We start from the raw sequence: 15657 nt of genomic DNA, 5'->3' as shown, positions 1-15657 counted from the left end.
GGACCGGGGCGCCACTGAAGAAGTCAGGTCTCCGGGCCCAGGGTGCCGCCGGCCTCGGCCGTCGCGCGGTCTTCCGGGACAGGTGGTCCGCCGTGGGTCCACGGAGTGTCGGCGGGGTCCGGGAAAGCGCCTGGCGGCCGGTACGCCTCGCTGAGCGTCGTGAACAGCACCCGCTCCCCCACCACCGGCACGCTGCCGGGCTCGGCGACCAGCCGCCGCCCCATCCCCCCGGACAGTTCCAGGACCACCTCCGTGCCCGCCGCGGCCGGGGCGACCGAGACCACCACCGCCTTCTGCGCGGGCCGGGCCGGGCAGGTCAGGCTCGCACCCGGCGCCACCCGGACCGGCTCGGTGGTGGCCACCATGATCCGGGGACGCAGCACGGGCCGCCGTCCGGTGTCGTCGATCCGGTCCGGCTGGGCGAGCGTCACCTCCCCGGTGAACGCGGCCCCGGTCAGCCGGTGCTCGGCCATCACCAGTGGATCGTCGAACGCGCGCTGGACCGCGTACCGGGCGGCGGCCTGCTCCAGCCGGTGCAGGCGCGCGGCTGCGGCCACCGCGCCGTCACGGCGCGGCTGGGGCGGGCCGCCGTCCGCGAGGTGCTGCGCGAACGCGGAGAACGCGTCCCGGTCGCCGTCCCACCGGGCGGCGACGTGGGCCCCCGGGGGCAGAGCACGCAGCAGGTCCAGGGTGCGCCACATCAGATGCCAGGTCGGGGCGAGCACCCCGCGCAGCACCGCGACCAGCTCATCGAGCGGCACGTCGGGCAGCGCCAGCAGCGGCGCCAGGACCCGGTTGTCGAAGTCCGGGTCGGTCACCGGGCCCGCGGGCGGAGACACCGCCGGGTCCTCGGCCAGCCGCGCCGCCTGCGGCCCGGAGTACCCGGCGGGCGGGTCGATCCAGGCGAGCTGCGCGGCCAGGTGGGCGTCCTCGGCGCCGCTCTGCCCGGTGGCCCAGTGCTGGCCCAGCGCCTCGACCGCGGTGAGCAGCAACGCCGACCCCGGCACCTCCGCGGAGTTGGCGAAGAAGGTGAGCCAGCGGCCCAGCAGCGGCACCTCCACCGGCACGGGGTGCTCCCCGTCGACCCTGCGGAACCGGGTGGAGCGGCCGAACAGCCGCAGGAAATCCACGCCCCCCGGGTTCGGCACCCACAGCTGCGGCGCGTCGAGATACCGGTACCGCACGTCCCGGCCGCGGTCCACCGGCACCGGCTCGGCGACCCCGGTGAACGGCTCCACGTACGCGGCCAGCGCCCGGCCCAGCTCGGCGGCGAACGCGAACCGCTGGTCGCGGTTGCGCGGCTGGCCCACCACGAGCAGCCGGGGTTCGGCACGGCCGGTGCCCAGCATCACCGCCAGCGGCGCGTTCGTCTCGCCGGCCAGGGCCACCGGGATCAGCACCAGCGGGCGGTCGTGGACGTGCAGGTGGCGCACCGTGGCCAGCGGCACCGCCCGCCCCGCCGCGTACGCCTCGGCGCGGGCCAGCGCGGCGAGGGTGCTCACGCCGGATCCGCGGGTGTGTCGCCCGTGGGCCCGGCGAGCGCCTCGGCGCGCAGCCGGGCCGCGGTCCGCAGCAGCGCGGCCGCCTCGGCCTGGTCCTCCTCCGGCGCCGGGGCACCGGCGGCGAACGCGAGCACCTCGGCGACCGTCTCGACCCCGCCGAGCGCGTCGCGGACCGGACGGCCGAGCGCGGCGGTGCGGCCCGCGGACTCATCGCGGCAGAAGGCGGCCAGTTCGCAGGTGGACAGGCATTCCGGGGCGTACCTGGCCTCGACCGCGTGCAGCGCGGCGATCAGGGCCGCGGGCGGCAGGGCCGGGTCGAAGCTGACCCAGGGCGGCAGGGCTGCCGCGAGGTCGGCGACCGAGGCGAGTCGGGCGAGCTGGCGGCGCAGGGTGGCCAGCTGCTTGCGGACGTCGAGCACCACCGCGGTGGGCCGCAGCGAGAAGTCCTCCGGGCACACCAGCACGACATCGTGGCTGACCAGCTGTTCGTCGTGGCCCAGTTCGGCCAGCAGGCGGCGTAGCGCGAGCACGTACACGGCGGCCTGGACGGCTGCGGCCGACACCTTCGCGCTGTCCGCCTGGCCGTCCACGATGGCGAAAGACTTGATCTCCACGACGTGGTAGCGGCCCGCGACCTGGAAGGCGATCAGGTCGGGCTCCAGGAACACGGCGCGGCCCGCCACCTCGAGGGTGAGCAGCGGATGATCCACCAGGGCGGGACCGTCCGGGGCGGCCAGCAGCCCACGGGTACGCGCGTGCCGGTCGGCCAGCGTGTCGTCGGCGTCCTCGCCCAGGTCGTCGTAACCGGCGGCATCGGCGGCCGGGCCGAGGACGCGGGCCAGCACCGTACGCAGCAGGGCGCACCCGTCGGCCTTGAGCATCGCCTCGAAGCTGTTGCCGCGGGCGAGGGCGAACCTTGACTGTCCGAAGGTGCCCGGGAAACCGACGCGGTCGGCGAGGCCGGGCTTGTCGACACCCGCGGCGTCCAGCACTGCGCGACGGGCGCAGCCGGGGTTGCCGGTCAGCGCGGCGATGGTGCGGGCATTGTGCCGCCGGGGCGGTCCGGCACCGCGCAACCGGTCCAGGACCTCCGGCGTCCCGGGAGGGGCACCGCACCGCTCGGCGGTGACGGCGGCCCGGTCCGGGCCCGGGCGGGGGCTCACCCGCGCTCCCGGGACCGGGTGGCGATCCCGAACAGGCGTTGCCGCTCGTCAAGGACCGCGGCACGGGCGGCGACGGTCTCGCGTACCGGCTGTTCGGCGGCGACCGCGGCAGCCAACGGCCCGTCCGCGAGGGCGGCGCGGGCGGCCCCGGCCAGCGCGGCCGGGTCGAGGACGTCGTGCACCTCCGCGCCGCCGGGCACGGTGTCGGCGAGACGCCGCAGCAGAAGGGCGGCACCGGGGGCCGGGCGCGGCGCCGCGGCCACGAACTCGGCCACCCGGACGATCCGGGCCAGGGCATCGGCGCGGGCGGCGGCCGGCAGCGCGAGGCGGTGGGCGACCGGCCAGGTGGAGAGCGTGAGCAGGCCGGGCACCGGGGCCAGGTCGGCGTCCAGACCCGGGCAGATCCGGTACGGCTGCCGAGCGCCCCGCGCGTGTTCGTCATCGGCTCGCCGCACCGCCGCCCGCCCATGATCAGCAGTGGCCGCGTGTTCCCGCTGCTCCTGACGCAGCAGGCGGGCCAGCCCCGGCACGGACAGGTCCGAGTCGAACAGCGCGGCATGCACCTCGACGAGGAGCCGGGGCGGGGTGGGCGCACCGAGCAGAATCAGGGCGTGCCGGGCCTGTTCGCGGGTGCTCGGCAGCGTGCACTGGCGGGTCATCGGGGGCCGCTCTCGTCGGGGGTGTCGGCGCGGATCGACTCTAGATCCTCGTACGTCCGGCGGCCACCGCACGGACGACTCACCACATTTCACCCACGGGAGGCGAATAAATCCCGCATATCGGACGACGGCCGGCTTCCGCGCTACGTTCGGGGGTATGCCGAAGGCCATCTGGAACGACGAGATCATCGCCGAGAGCGAAGACACCGTGGTTGTCGAAGGCAATTACTACTTCCCACGCGCCTCGCTACGGGAGGACGTGCTGCGGCCCTCCGACACCCATACCGTCTGCCCATGGAAGGGCAAGGCGTCGTACTACACCCTGGAGTCGGGCGAGCACGTCACCGCCGACGCGGTCTGGTACTACCCGGATCCCAAACCCGACGCCAAGGCCGTACGCGATCGGGTCGCGTTCTGGAAGGACGTCAAGGTCGTCACCTGACCTCCCCCGCTCACGCGATGCGGGGGTGGGCCTCTTCGATGGCGGACACCTCGAGGTAGTCCAGCATGTCGTGCTGCTCCTGCGGGTCCAGCGCGCCGAACGCCTCGTACGCGGCCGACCGCGCATGCGGTGTCTCCGCCGCCAGCAGCGCGATGATCGCCGACCAGGCCAGCGACACCCGGTCGAACAGCCGCGCCCGCCGCAGCGACGGCAGCCGGCTCAGCATCGCCACCTTCGTCGCCGCGTCGTCGTCGGCCGGGATCCGGTCGCACAGCTCGAACAGCGCCTTGCCCCGGTACGGGTGCTCCGCCTCCACGAGGCGGGACAGCTCGGCGTTGGTCATCCGGTCCACCGCCGGGGCCGGACCCCGGCGGGGCAACGGCGGGTTGTCCGCGGGGCCCGGGCGCAGCGGCAGGTCGTCAGCGGGCACGGCTGTCCCGCCCACTCTCGAAGCCCACGCCCGGCACCTGGTGCGGCAGCGAGGGACGGTTACGAAACGTCGGGAAAGGCCGCGGCGCGGGCATCACGGGTGCCTGCGAGGCCACGTCGGACCGGCCGACCGGCCGACCGGCGACCACGGGCGACACGGGGGACTCCGGTGACCCGGCGAAGCGCTGGGCGAAGCTGGCCAGCACCACCCGGCCGGTCTCCGTGTCGGCACCGACGGTCTGCGCCACCGCCTCCGCGACCCGCTCCACCAGGGCCGCCTGGGCGCGCTGGATCGTGGCCATGATCTGGGCGGCCAGCTCCGCGCCGGGCAGCACCTGCACCCGGTCGTCGAGCTCCAGTGCGGTCACCGCGCCGGAGCCGGCGACGGTCACCCGGATCGCGCCGTCATGACCGACGGCCGACGCCGTCAGCGTCGCCACCTGGTCGGCGAGCGCCGTCACCCGGTCGGCCACTGCCGTAGGTACCCCGGCGTGGCCGGGAACGGGCTCGCTCCGCCAGCGGATCTCATCCGCCGGGGATTCGAGATGTGGACCCAGCACGGTTTGTCCTCCGTTGCCGACTTTCGAGGTGTTCGCGTTCTATGAGATCACGGCGACGCAAACCCTAGCCAGCCCCGCCGCCGCGGGGCCCGCCCGGGGTCACCTGACCCGACGACGCCGTAACCTAGCGGCGACACATCGATCGTTGCCGGTCGGCGTCGGGAAGCCGACACCGGCCGCGGGGACGACAACGAGAGAGCAGGTGTACGTGGATCGGGGCAGCACGGGCGAGCACGCGGACGTCGAGTGGCACTCCCCCATGATCGACGTTTCCGGCTTGTCGCTCACCGACCTCGCCGAGGCCGTCGCGCCCGACCGCGCGGACTCCGCCCTCGGCCACTGCCTGCACCGCCTCACGGCCGACCTGGAACGCCCCGGCGACCCGATCGCCGGCTTCAACTCCGCCCTCTGACGCCAGGCATGACGGCTCAGCTCGCCCCGCACACCCTCACCGACGCCGCGTTCGCCGCCCTGGGCGCCGGGCGCCCGGATCCGGCCACCCTCGCCCGGCTGCGCCGCGCCCAGTTCAGCCGCCACCTGTTACTGCTGCGCGCGATCGCCGCCGCGGACTCCGGCGCCGCGGCCGCGTACCGGGAACTGGCCGCGGCCGAACGCGCCGACCCCGCCGGGGTCCGGCGCATGCTCGCCCGTCCGCTGGTCGGCCTGTGGGCCGCCGACTGCCTCACCCGGCTGCGCACCGGCGCCCCGGCAACCGACACCGGACTGCCCGGACTCAGCGCCCCGGCGACCGACACCGGACTGGCCGGATTCAGCGCCCTCGCCGCCGAGGCCCGGCGCCTGGTCGCCGCCTCCCGCCCCACCGGGTCACGGGCGGACCAGCCCGCGGCGCGGGATGAAGCGCGCAGGCGGTTCCTGCGCGCCACGCACGACGGAATGACCCTGACGGTCCGCCTGGAGGACACCGATCCGGCGCGATCCCTGCTCGGGCTCACCCCGGCCGCACCCCTGACCGACGGCGACGCCGCGCACTGGCACGACCTGCTCCGCCACGCGTGGCGGCTGCTCGTCACCCGGCACCGCGCCGCCGCCGAGATCCTCGCCGAGGTCCTCGACTGCATCGTGCCGGTCGAACCTGACCCCGCCGCCCGGGGGATCAGCGCGACGTCCGCGCACGCGTACGGGGCGGTGGCCATGTCCGCCCCGGCCGACCCGGCGGCCCTCGCGGTGGGTCTGGTGCACGAGGCCCAGCACAGTGTCCTCAACGCCGTGCGTTACCTGTTCGAACTGCACACCGGCGCGGACACACCCGGCTACTCGCCGTGGCGCGACGACCCCCGCCCCGCATCCGGCCTGCTGCACGGCGCGTACGCCTACCTCGCGGTCACCCGGTTCTGGCGCGGCGAGCCCGGGCGGCTGGCGCGCTTCGAGTTCGCCCGCTGGCGGGCGGCCGTCGCGGAGGCGGCCGACCACCTGCTGGCCTCGGACGGGCTCACCACCGCCGGCGCCCGGTTCGTGACCGCGCTGCGGGCCGAGGTGACCCCGTGGCTGGCCGAACCGGTGCCCGCGGACGTCGCCCGGCTGGCCGCCGGGGCGAACACCGACCACCGCGTGCGCTGGCGGCTGCGCAACCTCACGGTCGAGCCCGCCGCAGCCGTCACTCTCGCCGACGCGTGGCGGCGCGGGCTGCCCCCGGTCGCCGCGCCCGCCGCGCAGCTCCGGCCCGCTCCCGGCCGCGCTTTGGAGAACAGCGCCCGGCTCGACCTCGCCCATCGGCTGTGCCGCACCGCCCCGTCTCCCGGCCGGGACAACCCCGCTCTCGCAACGCCTGACCCGGACAGCCACGCCGCCACAATGCCTGACCCGGACCGCCACGCCCGCGCCACGGGCGGGGACCTCGCGTACGTGCGCGGGGACGAGGCCGCCGCCCGGCGGGCGTACGCGGAGGCCGTACAGTCTGATCCCGCCGACGATGCCGCCTGGTCCGGCCTCGCGCTGGTGTGCGGCCGGACCGCCCTGCGGGACCGGCCGGAGGCTGTCGCCGCCGCCTTCCGGGCGCTCGGCGAGCCCGCCACGGACCCCGTGATGCTCGCCACCTGGATGAATTCCTAGATCTTTTGCTCATGTCCGCCCCTGGCCCACCGATGAGTGGCCCGTTGGAGGTGAGCCATGGTCCCGACCGGTAAGGCGTTGACGCGCATTCGGCGTGTTGTCGACGACGCGATGGTCTTCGCGTCGTTGGTGCTCCTCGCCTGGCCTGCGCTGGCGCGCGATGACCTCGGGGCGCTGTTCGTCACCGCGGCCGCTGTCGCGGTGGCGGTACTCGGCGTCGCGATCATCGCCCTGGCCATGCGCAAGCCGCTGGTGCGGTACGCACCCCCGGTTGCCGCGGCGGTCATGGCGACGCTGTTCACGTACGGGCACGACACGATCAGTGTCGGCATGGTCCGGGCGACCATCGGCGTGGGCGCGATCGTGCTGCTGCGCCAGCTCCTCGGCGCGCACACCAACGCCGTGCTGGTCCGCGACCTCACCCGGCAGTCGGCCATCCTCGCCTCCCAGGCGTACCGGGACCCGCTGACCGAGGTGGGCAACCGCCGGATGTTCATCGAGCACGCCTCCGACGCGCTCGCCCGGGCCGGCGACACGATCACCTCCGTGGTCCTCGTCGACCTCGACGGCTTCAAGGACATCAACGACGCGTACGGCAACGCCGTCGGCGACGAGATGCTGCGTGCCGCCGCCGAGCGGATCAACGCGAACGTCCGCTCGAACGACGCGGTGTCGCGGCTGGGCAGCGACGAGTTCGCGGTGCTCCTGCCCCGCCTCGCCGACGACCTGCTCGCCGACGGGGTCGCCAACCGGATCCTGCGCGACCTGGCGCAGCCGCTGGAGGTCGACGGCCACCTGCTGACCATCCGCGCCAGCGCCGGCATCGCCCTGACCCGTGGGTCGGAGACCGCGGTGGACGAGGTCATGCGCGAGGCCGACCAGGCGCTGTACCAGGCCAAGGCCGAGGGCCGCGGCGTCGCACGCCGGTTCGACCCGGCGCAGTTCGCGAAGGCCGAGCAGCGTCGCCGGGACGAGGCCGAGGTGCTGCGCGCCCTCGACAACCACGAGTTCGAGGTGTACTACCAGCCGATCGTGGACCTGGACGGCGAGCACACCGTGGGTGTCGAGGCGCTGGTGCGCTGGCGTCACCCCGAGCGCGGCGTGCTGCCCCCCGGCGCGTTCCTCGACCTGGCCGAGTCCATGGGCGTGGTGCCGCGCCTGGGCGGCTGGGTGCTGGAGCAGGCGTGCCAGCAGGCGGCCGAGTGGCAGCGTCAGATCCCCGGCTTCGAGCTGAACGTGAACCTGTCCGCCAGCCAGCTCGGCAACCCCGAGCTGGTCGACGAGGTCCGCGGCGTGCTGGAGCGCACCGGGATGACGCCGTCGCTGCTCGTGCTGGAGCTGACCGAGTCGGTCGCGCTGACCGACCTGGTCGAGTCGGCCCGGGTGCTCGGCGCGCTGAAGAACCTGGGCGTACGGATCGCCCTGGACGACTTCGGCACCGGCTTCTCGTCGCTGAGCCACCTGGCCGCCCTGCCGGTCGACGTGGTGAAGATCGACCGGTCGTTCGTGCAGGCCATGGCGGAGACCGCGGGCGCTTCCGTGGCCGAGGCCGTGCTGCAGATCGCCCGTACGTTCGATCTGGCCCCGGTCGCCGAGGGCGTCGAGGACGCGTCGCAGGCCGCACGGCTGCGCGAGCTGGAATGCGCACAGGCGCAGGGTTACCACTTCGCCCGGCCGATGCCGGCGGAGGACATGACCGCGCTGCTGCAGCGCCAGTCCGCGGGCCTGTCCCTCTGACCCAAACGCCCGGCCGGTTACCACTTCCCGGCTGGGCGTTGGCCGTGCAGGCCCTCGCCCAGGGGGCCTACAACGGGGGCGGCTCGATCTCCGTCTCCAGGCGGCGCCCGGACGCCGCCGCGGCCACGACCGGATGCGGCTCGCCGTACGCCTTGGTGAGCTCGGTCAGGACCAGGCCGCGCCCGGTGTCGTCGCCCGCGTCCAGCGCGAGGTTGAACGCGCAGGCCAGGGTGTCCGGATGGGTCGCGCCGCGGACGTTGCGCGAGCGGGCCCAGGTGTCCGCCGCGACCTCGCGGGCCTGCTGGGCCTCCCCGGTCGCGTGCAGGTCGGCGGCCAGCCCGTTGGCGCAGCACAGGGTGAACGGATGGTCGGCACCCACGCTGCGGCGCAGCCCCCCGAGCGCCTCGCCGCCGAGGGCGCGGGCCTGCGCGTGCCGCCCCATCGCCCGCACCACCCCGGCGAGGTCACTGACCGCGGCCAGCGCGAACGGGTGCCCTTCGCCCAGCACGGTGCGATATCCCGCCACGGCCCGCTCCAGCAGCAGATACGCCGACTCCACATCGCCTTCGTCGCGGACGCAGTGGGCCAGCGACACCAGCGCAGCCAACGTCTCCACGTTGTGGTCGCCGAACTTCTGCCGGAACAGACCGACACTGCGTTCGGCGAGCTGCCGCGCATGCGGCCGCCCACCGCGTCGCGCGGCCATCGCCGCGAAGCGGCCCGCCCACAGCACCATCGGGTGATCCTCGCCGAGGCCGTCGGCGGGCGCAGCGGCCAGCACATCGGCGGCCCCCGCGTAGTCGCCCAGCCCGAACAGGTCGAAGGCCAGCCCGGCCCGCGACGACAGGACCTCGGGGTGGCTGTCCACCAGCACGGCCTGGCGGTGTCGCAGCACCTGCTCGTCGAGCGCCCGCGCGCCCCGGAAGTCGCCGAGCAGCCGCAGGTCGACCGCCAGGTTGTTCGCGCAGCGCAGGGTCAGCGGGTAGCTCTCGCCGAACAGCCGCCGGTAGCGCACCAGATTGTCCGCGTCGAGCTGGCGGGCCTGTCCGAAGTGGCCCTGGATACGCAGGTCCGCGCCGACACTGTTCGCGGTGGCCAGGGTGGTCTCGTCGTCGCCGAGCACGTCGCGCTGCGCGCGCAAGGTCTGCGCGTTCAACAACCGGGCATCTTCGGTACGGCCGACCGCCCGCATCGCGTTCGCCAGGTGGAACGCGGCCAGCAGCGCGTGCTCGTCGGTCTCGCCGAGGCGGTCGCGCCAGCGCTGCACCGCCTGCGCGGCCAGGTCCCGGCTGCTGTCGTAGTCGCCGCGGGCGAACAGGCAGCGGACACAGTTGATCACCAGCTGGCGCAGCTCTTCGGCGTCGCCGCCGAGCAGGTCGCAATGCACCAGATGCGGGATGATCTCGGCGTACCGGGGCCAGTTCGTCGGATTGTCCGGGTCGCCCGGGTCCGCGGCGGCAAGCATGGCCCGGACCGTGTCCCGCCGGTCCGCCTGCCACCCGGGGAGCCCGTCGGCGTGCGGCACGTCCTCGGCCAGCATGCCGCGAACCAGGGGGTGCACGGTCAGGTGCTCGCCGGGCGGGTCCAGCTCGGCCAGGCCGTACCGGCCGATCAGGCGCAGCGCGGCCTTGAGCCGCCGTTCGACGCGCACGGTGCGGGCCAGTTCGGGGGGCAGGTCCAGGCCACGCGTGGCCCAGAACAGCCGCCACGACACGGGCGCGCTGGCCAGGAACGCGCACAGCTCCAGCAGTTGCGCGGCCGCGGGCGACGATGCCCGCAGCGCCTCCGCCGCCAGGCCCCACGCCACCCGCACCGGGGTGGGCGTGACCAGTTCGGCCGCGCGCTCGTCGTACCGGCGCAGGTATTCGCCGGCCGGCCAGCCGCCCGACACCTGCACCGCGGCGGCCTCGGCCAGCGCCATGGGCACGTCGGCCAGGCGCGCGGCGAGCCGGTCGGCGTCCACCTCGGACAGCTCGGGATTGCGTAACCGCAGGAAATCCACGCTGTCGGCCCGGTCGAACACCGGCACGGGAACGGCCTGAGCCAGCTCGGAGCCCCACCGGGGATCGCGTGAGGTGACCAGCACGTGCCCGGTTCCGCCGGGCAGGTAGGGGGTGATGTCCTCCGGCCGGTTCGCGTTCTCGAAGACCACCAGCCAGTTGCGGTACGGCTCGCCACGGCTCAGCGCGTCGCGGACCGCGCACAGGGTGCGGTTGATGTCGCGCGCCTCCGGCAGCCCGAGCCGGGACGCGAGCCCGACCAGCGCCGCCCGCATGCCCGCGGTCTGCTCCGCCGGAATCCACCAGACCAGCTCGTAGCCGCGGGCGTAGCGGTGGGCGTACTCGACCGCCAGCTGGGTGCGCCCCGTGCCGCCGAACCGCTGGTCGGCGGAGGGCAGCAGCACCACCGGTCCATTGTCGAGCAGGCCGTGCACCTGGGCCAGGAGGTCCTCGCGGCCCACGAACCGGGGGTTTCGCGGTGGCAGTCCACCCTGGATCGGCACGCGACTCCCCTCCCTGGACGGCGCTGCCGATTACCGTACGTGGGCCGGCCGCCACAGGAAAGGGGTCACTTCCTCATGCCGCGGGTGCCGAACTCGCCGCCGGGTACGCCAGCCCGAGGCCCGCACCGGCCGGGCCGGCCCCGCCCCGTTCGGCCGTCCGCTTGCCCGCCAGCAGCATGAGCGACAGCATGGACGCGGCCAGGGCGAGCCCGCCCGCGGAGTACCAGGCGGCGTCGTACGCGCCCAGCCGGTCCCGGACCAGGCCCGCCGCCGTGGCGGCCAGCGCGGCGCCGACCTGGTGGGCGGCGAACACCCAGCCGAACACGATCGCCCCGCTGGCGCCGAAGTACTCGCGGCACAACGCGACCGTGGGCGGCACCGTGGCGACCCAGTCGAGGCCGTAGAAGAGGATGAAGACGACCATGCTCGGGTGCGCGGTGGCGGCGAACAATGCGGGCAGCACGAGCAGGGACAGCCCGCGCAGCGCGTAGTACGCGCCGAGCAGCAGCCGGCTGTCCACCCGGTCGGTGAGCCAGCCCGAGGCGATCGTTCCGGCGATGTCGAACAGGCCGACCAGGGCCAGCAGTCCCGCCGCGACGGTCTCCGGCATGCCGTGGTCGTGCGCGGCCGGGATGAAATGCGTACCGATCAGGCCGTTGGTGGTGGCGCCACAGATCGCGAAGCCGCCCGCCAGCAGCCAGAACGGCCGGGTGCCCGCAGCCTGGCGCAGGGCGGTGAGCGCGGCGCGGGCGGCACCGCCCGCCTGGTTCGTGGTGGGCGGGGCGTCGTCCGGCCCGGCGCCGTAGGCGGTGACGCCCAGGTCGGCGGGCCGGTCGCGCAGCCGCCACCACACCAGGGGCACGACGAGCAGGGCGGCGCCCGCGACCGTCAGGGCGGCAGCCCGCCAACCGTGGTCCGCGGTGAGCCGGGCCAGGACCGGCAGGAAGATCAGCTGCCCGGCGGCGCCCCCGGCGGTCAGCACCCCGGTGACCAGCCCTCGACGGTGCACGAACCACCGGTTCGTCACGGTCGCCACGAACGCGAGGGCCATCGATCCGGTGCCGAGCCCGACCAGGACACCCCAGCAGAGCACGAGCTGCCAGGTCGCGTTCATCAGTACGGTGAGCCCGCTGCCCGCGGCCACCAGCAGCAGCGCGCCCATCACGACCCGGCGGATGCCGAACCTCTCCATGAGCGCGGCGGCGAACGGGGCGGTGAGGCCGAACAGCAGCAGGTTGACGGAGACGGCCGCCGAGATCGTGCCGAGCGACCAGCCGAACTCCTCGTGCAGCGGGCGGAGCAGGACGGACGGGGTGGCCCGGAACCCGGCGGCGCCGACCAGCGCCACGAACGCGACGGCGGCCACGGCCCAGGCGGGGTGGATGCGGTGTCTACTCACCGCTCGAGTGTGCGGATCTCCGTTCGTCCGGACGAGTGGCCCGGGGGCCATCATGCGCAAGAATCGAGCCATGACCCATGCGATCGCCGTCCTGGCCCTCGATCATGTGGTGGCCTTCGATCTCGGCGTACCCACGCAGGTGTTCCACGCCGCCCGCGACGCCGACGGCACCCGCCGGTACGCGGTCACGGTCTGCACCGAGGGCGGCCGCGCGGTGCGCAGCACCGCCGGGTTCGCGGTGGCGCCGGACCACGACCTGTCGGCGCTGGACACGGCGGACACCGTGATCGTGGCCGGGATCGGCGGCGGCAGCCCGGTGACCGACGGCACGGTCTCCGCAGCGGTGGCGGACGCCCTGCGGGCCGCCCACGAACGGGGCGCCCGGATCGTGTCCATCTGTACCGGCGCGTCCGTTCTCGCCGCGTCGGGCCTGCTGGACGACCGCCCGGCGGCCAGCCACTGGGCGTGGGCGCGCCGGCTGCGCGGGCTCTACCCCCGGGTCCGCTGGGACTTCGACGTGCTCTTCATGGACGACGGCGACGTGCTCACCTCGGCGGGCGTGGGCGCGGGCATCGACCTGTGCCTGCACCTCGTACGCAATGATCACGGCAGCGAGACCGCGAACGCGGCGGCCCGGCGGTGCGTGGTGCCGCCGTGGCGCGACGGCGGCCAGGCCCAGTACATCGAACGGCCGGTCCCCGCGACCGCCGGGACCGGCACCGAACCCACCCGGACGTGGACCCTGGACCGGCTGGCCGAGCCGGTGACCCTGGAGGAGATGGCCGCGCACGCCCGGATGAGCGTGCGCACGTTCACCCGGCGGTTCCGCGCCGAGACCGGCCTGAGCCCGGCCCGGTGGCTACTGCAGCAGCGGGTGGCGCACGCCCGGCTGCTGCTGGAGTCCACGGATCTGGCCGTCGACGCGGTGGCCCGGCGCAGCGGCCTGGGCAGCGCGAGCGCGCTGCGACAGCACCTGCACGCGGCCATCGGGGTGGCCCCCTCCGCCTACCGCAAGACCTTCCGCCGCGCCGCGGCGACAGCGTCGAGCCCGGAAGCCGCAACGGGGGCAGCCTAGGCGGCGGGGCCGAGCAGATCGGGGCACCCGAAGGGGCAGGCCGGGCGAGGGATCAGCCACGAAAGGGGCCGGCCGAAACGCACAAAGCGCACCAGAGCAGGGCGTGACGCCCACCGCAGCCGGATGGTGGGAGCGCTGCTCAGTTCGGCGCACCCGTGTCCGATGGGACAGACGTACACCGGTTTCGTTTCCGTCCCCGAGGATGACATGGACCAGACCTTCAGCCCGCTGCTCGACGCGCTCAAGCAGATCGGTGTCGATCCGCACGCGGTCGACGCCGCGGCGGAGGAGGCGAAGCGCAGCGGCCGGTCCGTCCGCGCGGTCCTGATCAACGACCAGGTGGTCACCGAGGAGCAGCTGACCGAGGCGGCCGCGGCCTCGTTCGGGCTCAAGACCCTGGACCTGATCGGCTTCTCCCCGGACCCGGCCGCGCTCAAGCGCATCCCGCTGCCGGTGGTGCTGCGCCACCGCGTGCTCGGGCTGATGATCAATGACGGCGAGCTGACCGTCGGCGTCACGGACCCGGGCGACGTCGTGGCCATGGACGACGTGCGCGCGGCGACCGGCATGTCCGTACGTCCCGTGCTGGTGCAGCGCAGCGAGGTCCGCCGGATCATCGAGCGCCTCCAGCGTGAGGCCAGCGACCTGGGCGACTTCACCGACGAGGCGGCGGACGACGCGGCGGGCATGACCGCGCAGGCGACCAGCCAGGAAGACGCGCCGATCGTGCGCTACGTCAACAACCTGATCGAGCAGGCCGTCCAGAACCGCGCCTCCGACCTGCACCTGGAGCCGACCGAGGACGAGATGCGGGTGCGGTACCGCATCGACGGCGTGCTGCACGAGGTGGACACGGTCCCGCGTGGCGTGATGGCCGCACTCACCTCCCGCATCAAGATCATGTCGGGCGTCGACATCACCGAGAAGCGGATCCCGCAGAACGGCCGCATCACGGCCCTGATCCGCGACCGTACGGTGGACCTGCGGACCGCGACCCTGCCGACCGTGTGGGGCGAGAAGATCGTGCTCCGGGTGCTCGACACCGGCGGCATCGACCTGGACATGAACAAGCTGGGCTTCACCCAGCACAACCTCGACCGGTTCGCCCAGTCGTTCACCAAGCCGCACGGCATGGTGCTGGTCACCGGCCCGACCGGTTCCGGCAAGTCCACCACCCTGTACGCCACGCTGGGCCGGATCAGCAAGCCGGAGATCAACGTCATCACGGTGGAGGACCCGGTCGAGTACCGGCTGCGCGGCGTCAACCAGGTCCAGGTGAACAGCAAGGCGGGCCTGACGTTCGCCGCGGTGCTGCCCGCCATCCTGCGTACCGACCCGGACGTCGTGCTGATCGGTGAGATCCGGGACAGCCACACCGCGCAGATCGCGGTCGAGGCGTCGCTGACCGGCCACCTCGTGCTCTCCACCCTGCACACCAACGACGCCCCGGGCGCCGTGACCCGGCTCACCGAGATGGGCATCGAGCCGTTCCTGGTGGGCTCCTCGCTGGACGCCGTACTGGCCCAGCGGCTGGGCCGGCGGTTGTGCGACTGGTGCAAGGAGCCGTACGCCCCGGAGGCCCAGGAACTGGAGGCGGCCCGCTGGCCGTACGAGATCCTGGCGGTGCCGGAGGCGCTGTACCGGCCGACGGGCTGCCGCAACTGCGCCAACACCGGCTATCGCGGCCGGATCGCGCTGCACGAGGTGATGCCGGTCTCCCCGGAGATCGAGTCGTTGACGATCCGCCGCGCCTCGGCGGGCGAGATCCGTGAGGTCGCCGTCGCCCAGGGCATGTACGACCTGCGCGCGGACGGCCTGGCCAAGGCGGCCGGCGGCCTGACCTCGGTCCGCGAGGTCATGCGCGTCGCGATCTGATCCCGCTTCGCCCGCACCCCTCGCATCGCGGCCGGTCCACCCATCCGGGCGGCGGCATAGTAGCCCGACCAGCACCAGAGTGCGCCCAATTCGGTCGTTACCGACCCTAAACCCACCCCCTGCCCTGCCGAATGTGTGGGCGTCAGTCCCCCCGCAGAGATTGCCGGTACCGCACATGCACACGCTCGACCAGGGCGCCGCCCCACACGGGGCCCCGGCCGACCAGGCCACCCACGTCTCCGG

At 74.3% G+C, this 15657-nt stretch carries 13 protein-coding genes; 6 read left to right on the top strand and 7 right to left on the bottom strand.

Annotated features, from left to right (window positions below):
• Positions 1-23: 23 nt before the first annotated feature.
• From ACMCNO_RS07255 to ACMCNO_RS07245, 3 genes are all read right to left on the bottom strand, one after another.
• Entirely contained in the window at positions 24-1502 is a 1479-nt protein-coding gene (locus ACMCNO_RS07255; protein WP_412748631.1) for a hypothetical protein, read from the bottom strand.
• Positions 1499-2587, bottom strand: a complete 1089-nt coding sequence (locus ACMCNO_RS07250) for a hypothetical protein (RefSeq protein WP_412753647.1) — start codon at positions 2585-2587, stop codon at positions 1499-1501. The genes ACMCNO_RS07255 and ACMCNO_RS07250 overlap by 4 nt, the downstream gene beginning before the upstream one ends.
• Before the next feature lie 74 nt (positions 2588-2661).
• Positions 2662-3324: a hypothetical protein gene (locus ACMCNO_RS07245; RefSeq protein WP_412748630.1), complete on the bottom strand. Its 663-nt coding sequence runs from the start codon at positions 3322-3324 to the stop codon at positions 2662-2664.
• A gap of 157 nt (positions 3325-3481) precedes the next feature.
• Here ACMCNO_RS07245 and ACMCNO_RS07240 point away from each other — a divergent pair, with 157 nt between their 5' ends.
• Positions 3482-3766, top strand: a complete 285-nt coding sequence (locus tag ACMCNO_RS07240; protein ID WP_412748629.1) for a DUF427 domain-containing protein — start codon at positions 3482-3484, stop codon at positions 3764-3766.
• Positions 3767-3776: 10 nt separating this feature from the next.
• Here ACMCNO_RS07240 and ACMCNO_RS07235 read toward each other — a convergent pair whose 3' ends face one another.
• Complete coding sequence (locus ACMCNO_RS07235) at positions 3777-4196, bottom strand: hypothetical protein (RefSeq protein ID WP_412748628.1); 420 nt, start codon at positions 4194-4196, stop codon at positions 3777-3779.
• Positions 4186-4755 (bottom strand): YbaB/EbfC family nucleoid-associated protein, encoded by a 570-nt coding sequence (locus tag ACMCNO_RS07230; RefSeq protein WP_412748627.1) that lies wholly within the window; start codon positions 4753-4755, stop codon positions 4186-4188. Before ACMCNO_RS07230 ends, ACMCNO_RS07235 begins: the two co-directional genes overlap by 11 nt.
• A gap of 202 nt (positions 4756-4957) precedes the next feature.
• Between ACMCNO_RS07230 and fxsA the strand changes: the two genes are divergently transcribed.
• Genes fxsA through ACMCNO_RS07215 form a run of 3 tightly spaced genes read left to right on the top strand, consistent with a single transcriptional unit; the run spans position 4958 to position 8562 of the window.
• On the top strand, positions 4958-5167 hold the full coding sequence (gene fxsA / locus ACMCNO_RS07225) for an FxSxx-COOH cyclophane-containing RiPP peptide (protein ID WP_412748626.1): 210 nt from the start codon (positions 4958-4960) through the stop codon (positions 5165-5167).
• A gap of 8 nt (positions 5168-5175) precedes the next feature.
• Positions 5176-6825: an aKG-HExxH-type peptide beta-hydroxylase gene (locus tag ACMCNO_RS07220; protein WP_412748625.1), complete on the top strand. Its 1650-nt coding sequence runs from the start codon at positions 5176-5178 to the stop codon at positions 6823-6825.
• Positions 6826-6882: 57 nt separating this feature from the next.
• Positions 6883-8562, top strand: coding sequence for a putative bifunctional diguanylate cyclase/phosphodiesterase (locus tag ACMCNO_RS07215; protein ID WP_412748624.1), 1680 nt, complete (start codon positions 6883-6885; stop codon positions 8560-8562).
• 67 nt (positions 8563-8629) lie between these two features.
• Here the strand turns inward: ACMCNO_RS07215 and fxsT are convergent, their stop codons facing one another.
• Both fxsT and ACMCNO_RS07205 read right to left on the bottom strand, forming a co-directional pair.
• Positions 8630-11065, bottom strand: coding sequence for an FxSxx-COOH system tetratricopeptide repeat protein (gene fxsT, locus ACMCNO_RS07210; RefSeq protein WP_412748623.1), 2436 nt, complete (start codon positions 11063-11065; stop codon positions 8630-8632).
• A gap of 73 nt (positions 11066-11138) precedes the next feature.
• Positions 11139-12464 carry an MFS transporter gene (locus ACMCNO_RS07205; protein WP_412748622.1) on the bottom strand — a complete coding sequence of 442 codons (1326 nt, stop codon included), beginning with the start codon at positions 12462-12464 and terminating at the stop codon, positions 11139-11141.
• A gap of 52 nt (positions 12465-12516) precedes the next feature.
• Here ACMCNO_RS07205 and ACMCNO_RS07200 point away from each other — a divergent pair, with 52 nt between their 5' ends.
• Positions 12517-13539, top strand: coding sequence for a GlxA family transcriptional regulator (locus tag ACMCNO_RS07200; RefSeq protein ID WP_412748621.1), 1023 nt, complete (start codon positions 12517-12519; stop codon positions 13537-13539).
• 207 nt (positions 13540-13746) lie between these two features.
• Positions 13747-15414 (top strand): GspE/PulE family protein, encoded by a 1668-nt coding sequence (locus ACMCNO_RS07195; RefSeq protein ID WP_412748620.1) that lies wholly within the window; start codon positions 13747-13749, stop codon positions 15412-15414.
• The last annotated feature ends 243 nt before the right edge of the window (positions 15415-15657 follow it).

It is taken from the genome of Krasilnikovia sp. M28-CT-15, from assembly GCF_047159595.1.
In the GTDB taxonomy this organism is placed as follows: Bacteria; Actinomycetota; Actinomycetes; order Mycobacteriales; family Micromonosporaceae; genus Actinoplanes.
This window is presented reverse-complemented; position numbering and strand designations above follow the sequence as displayed.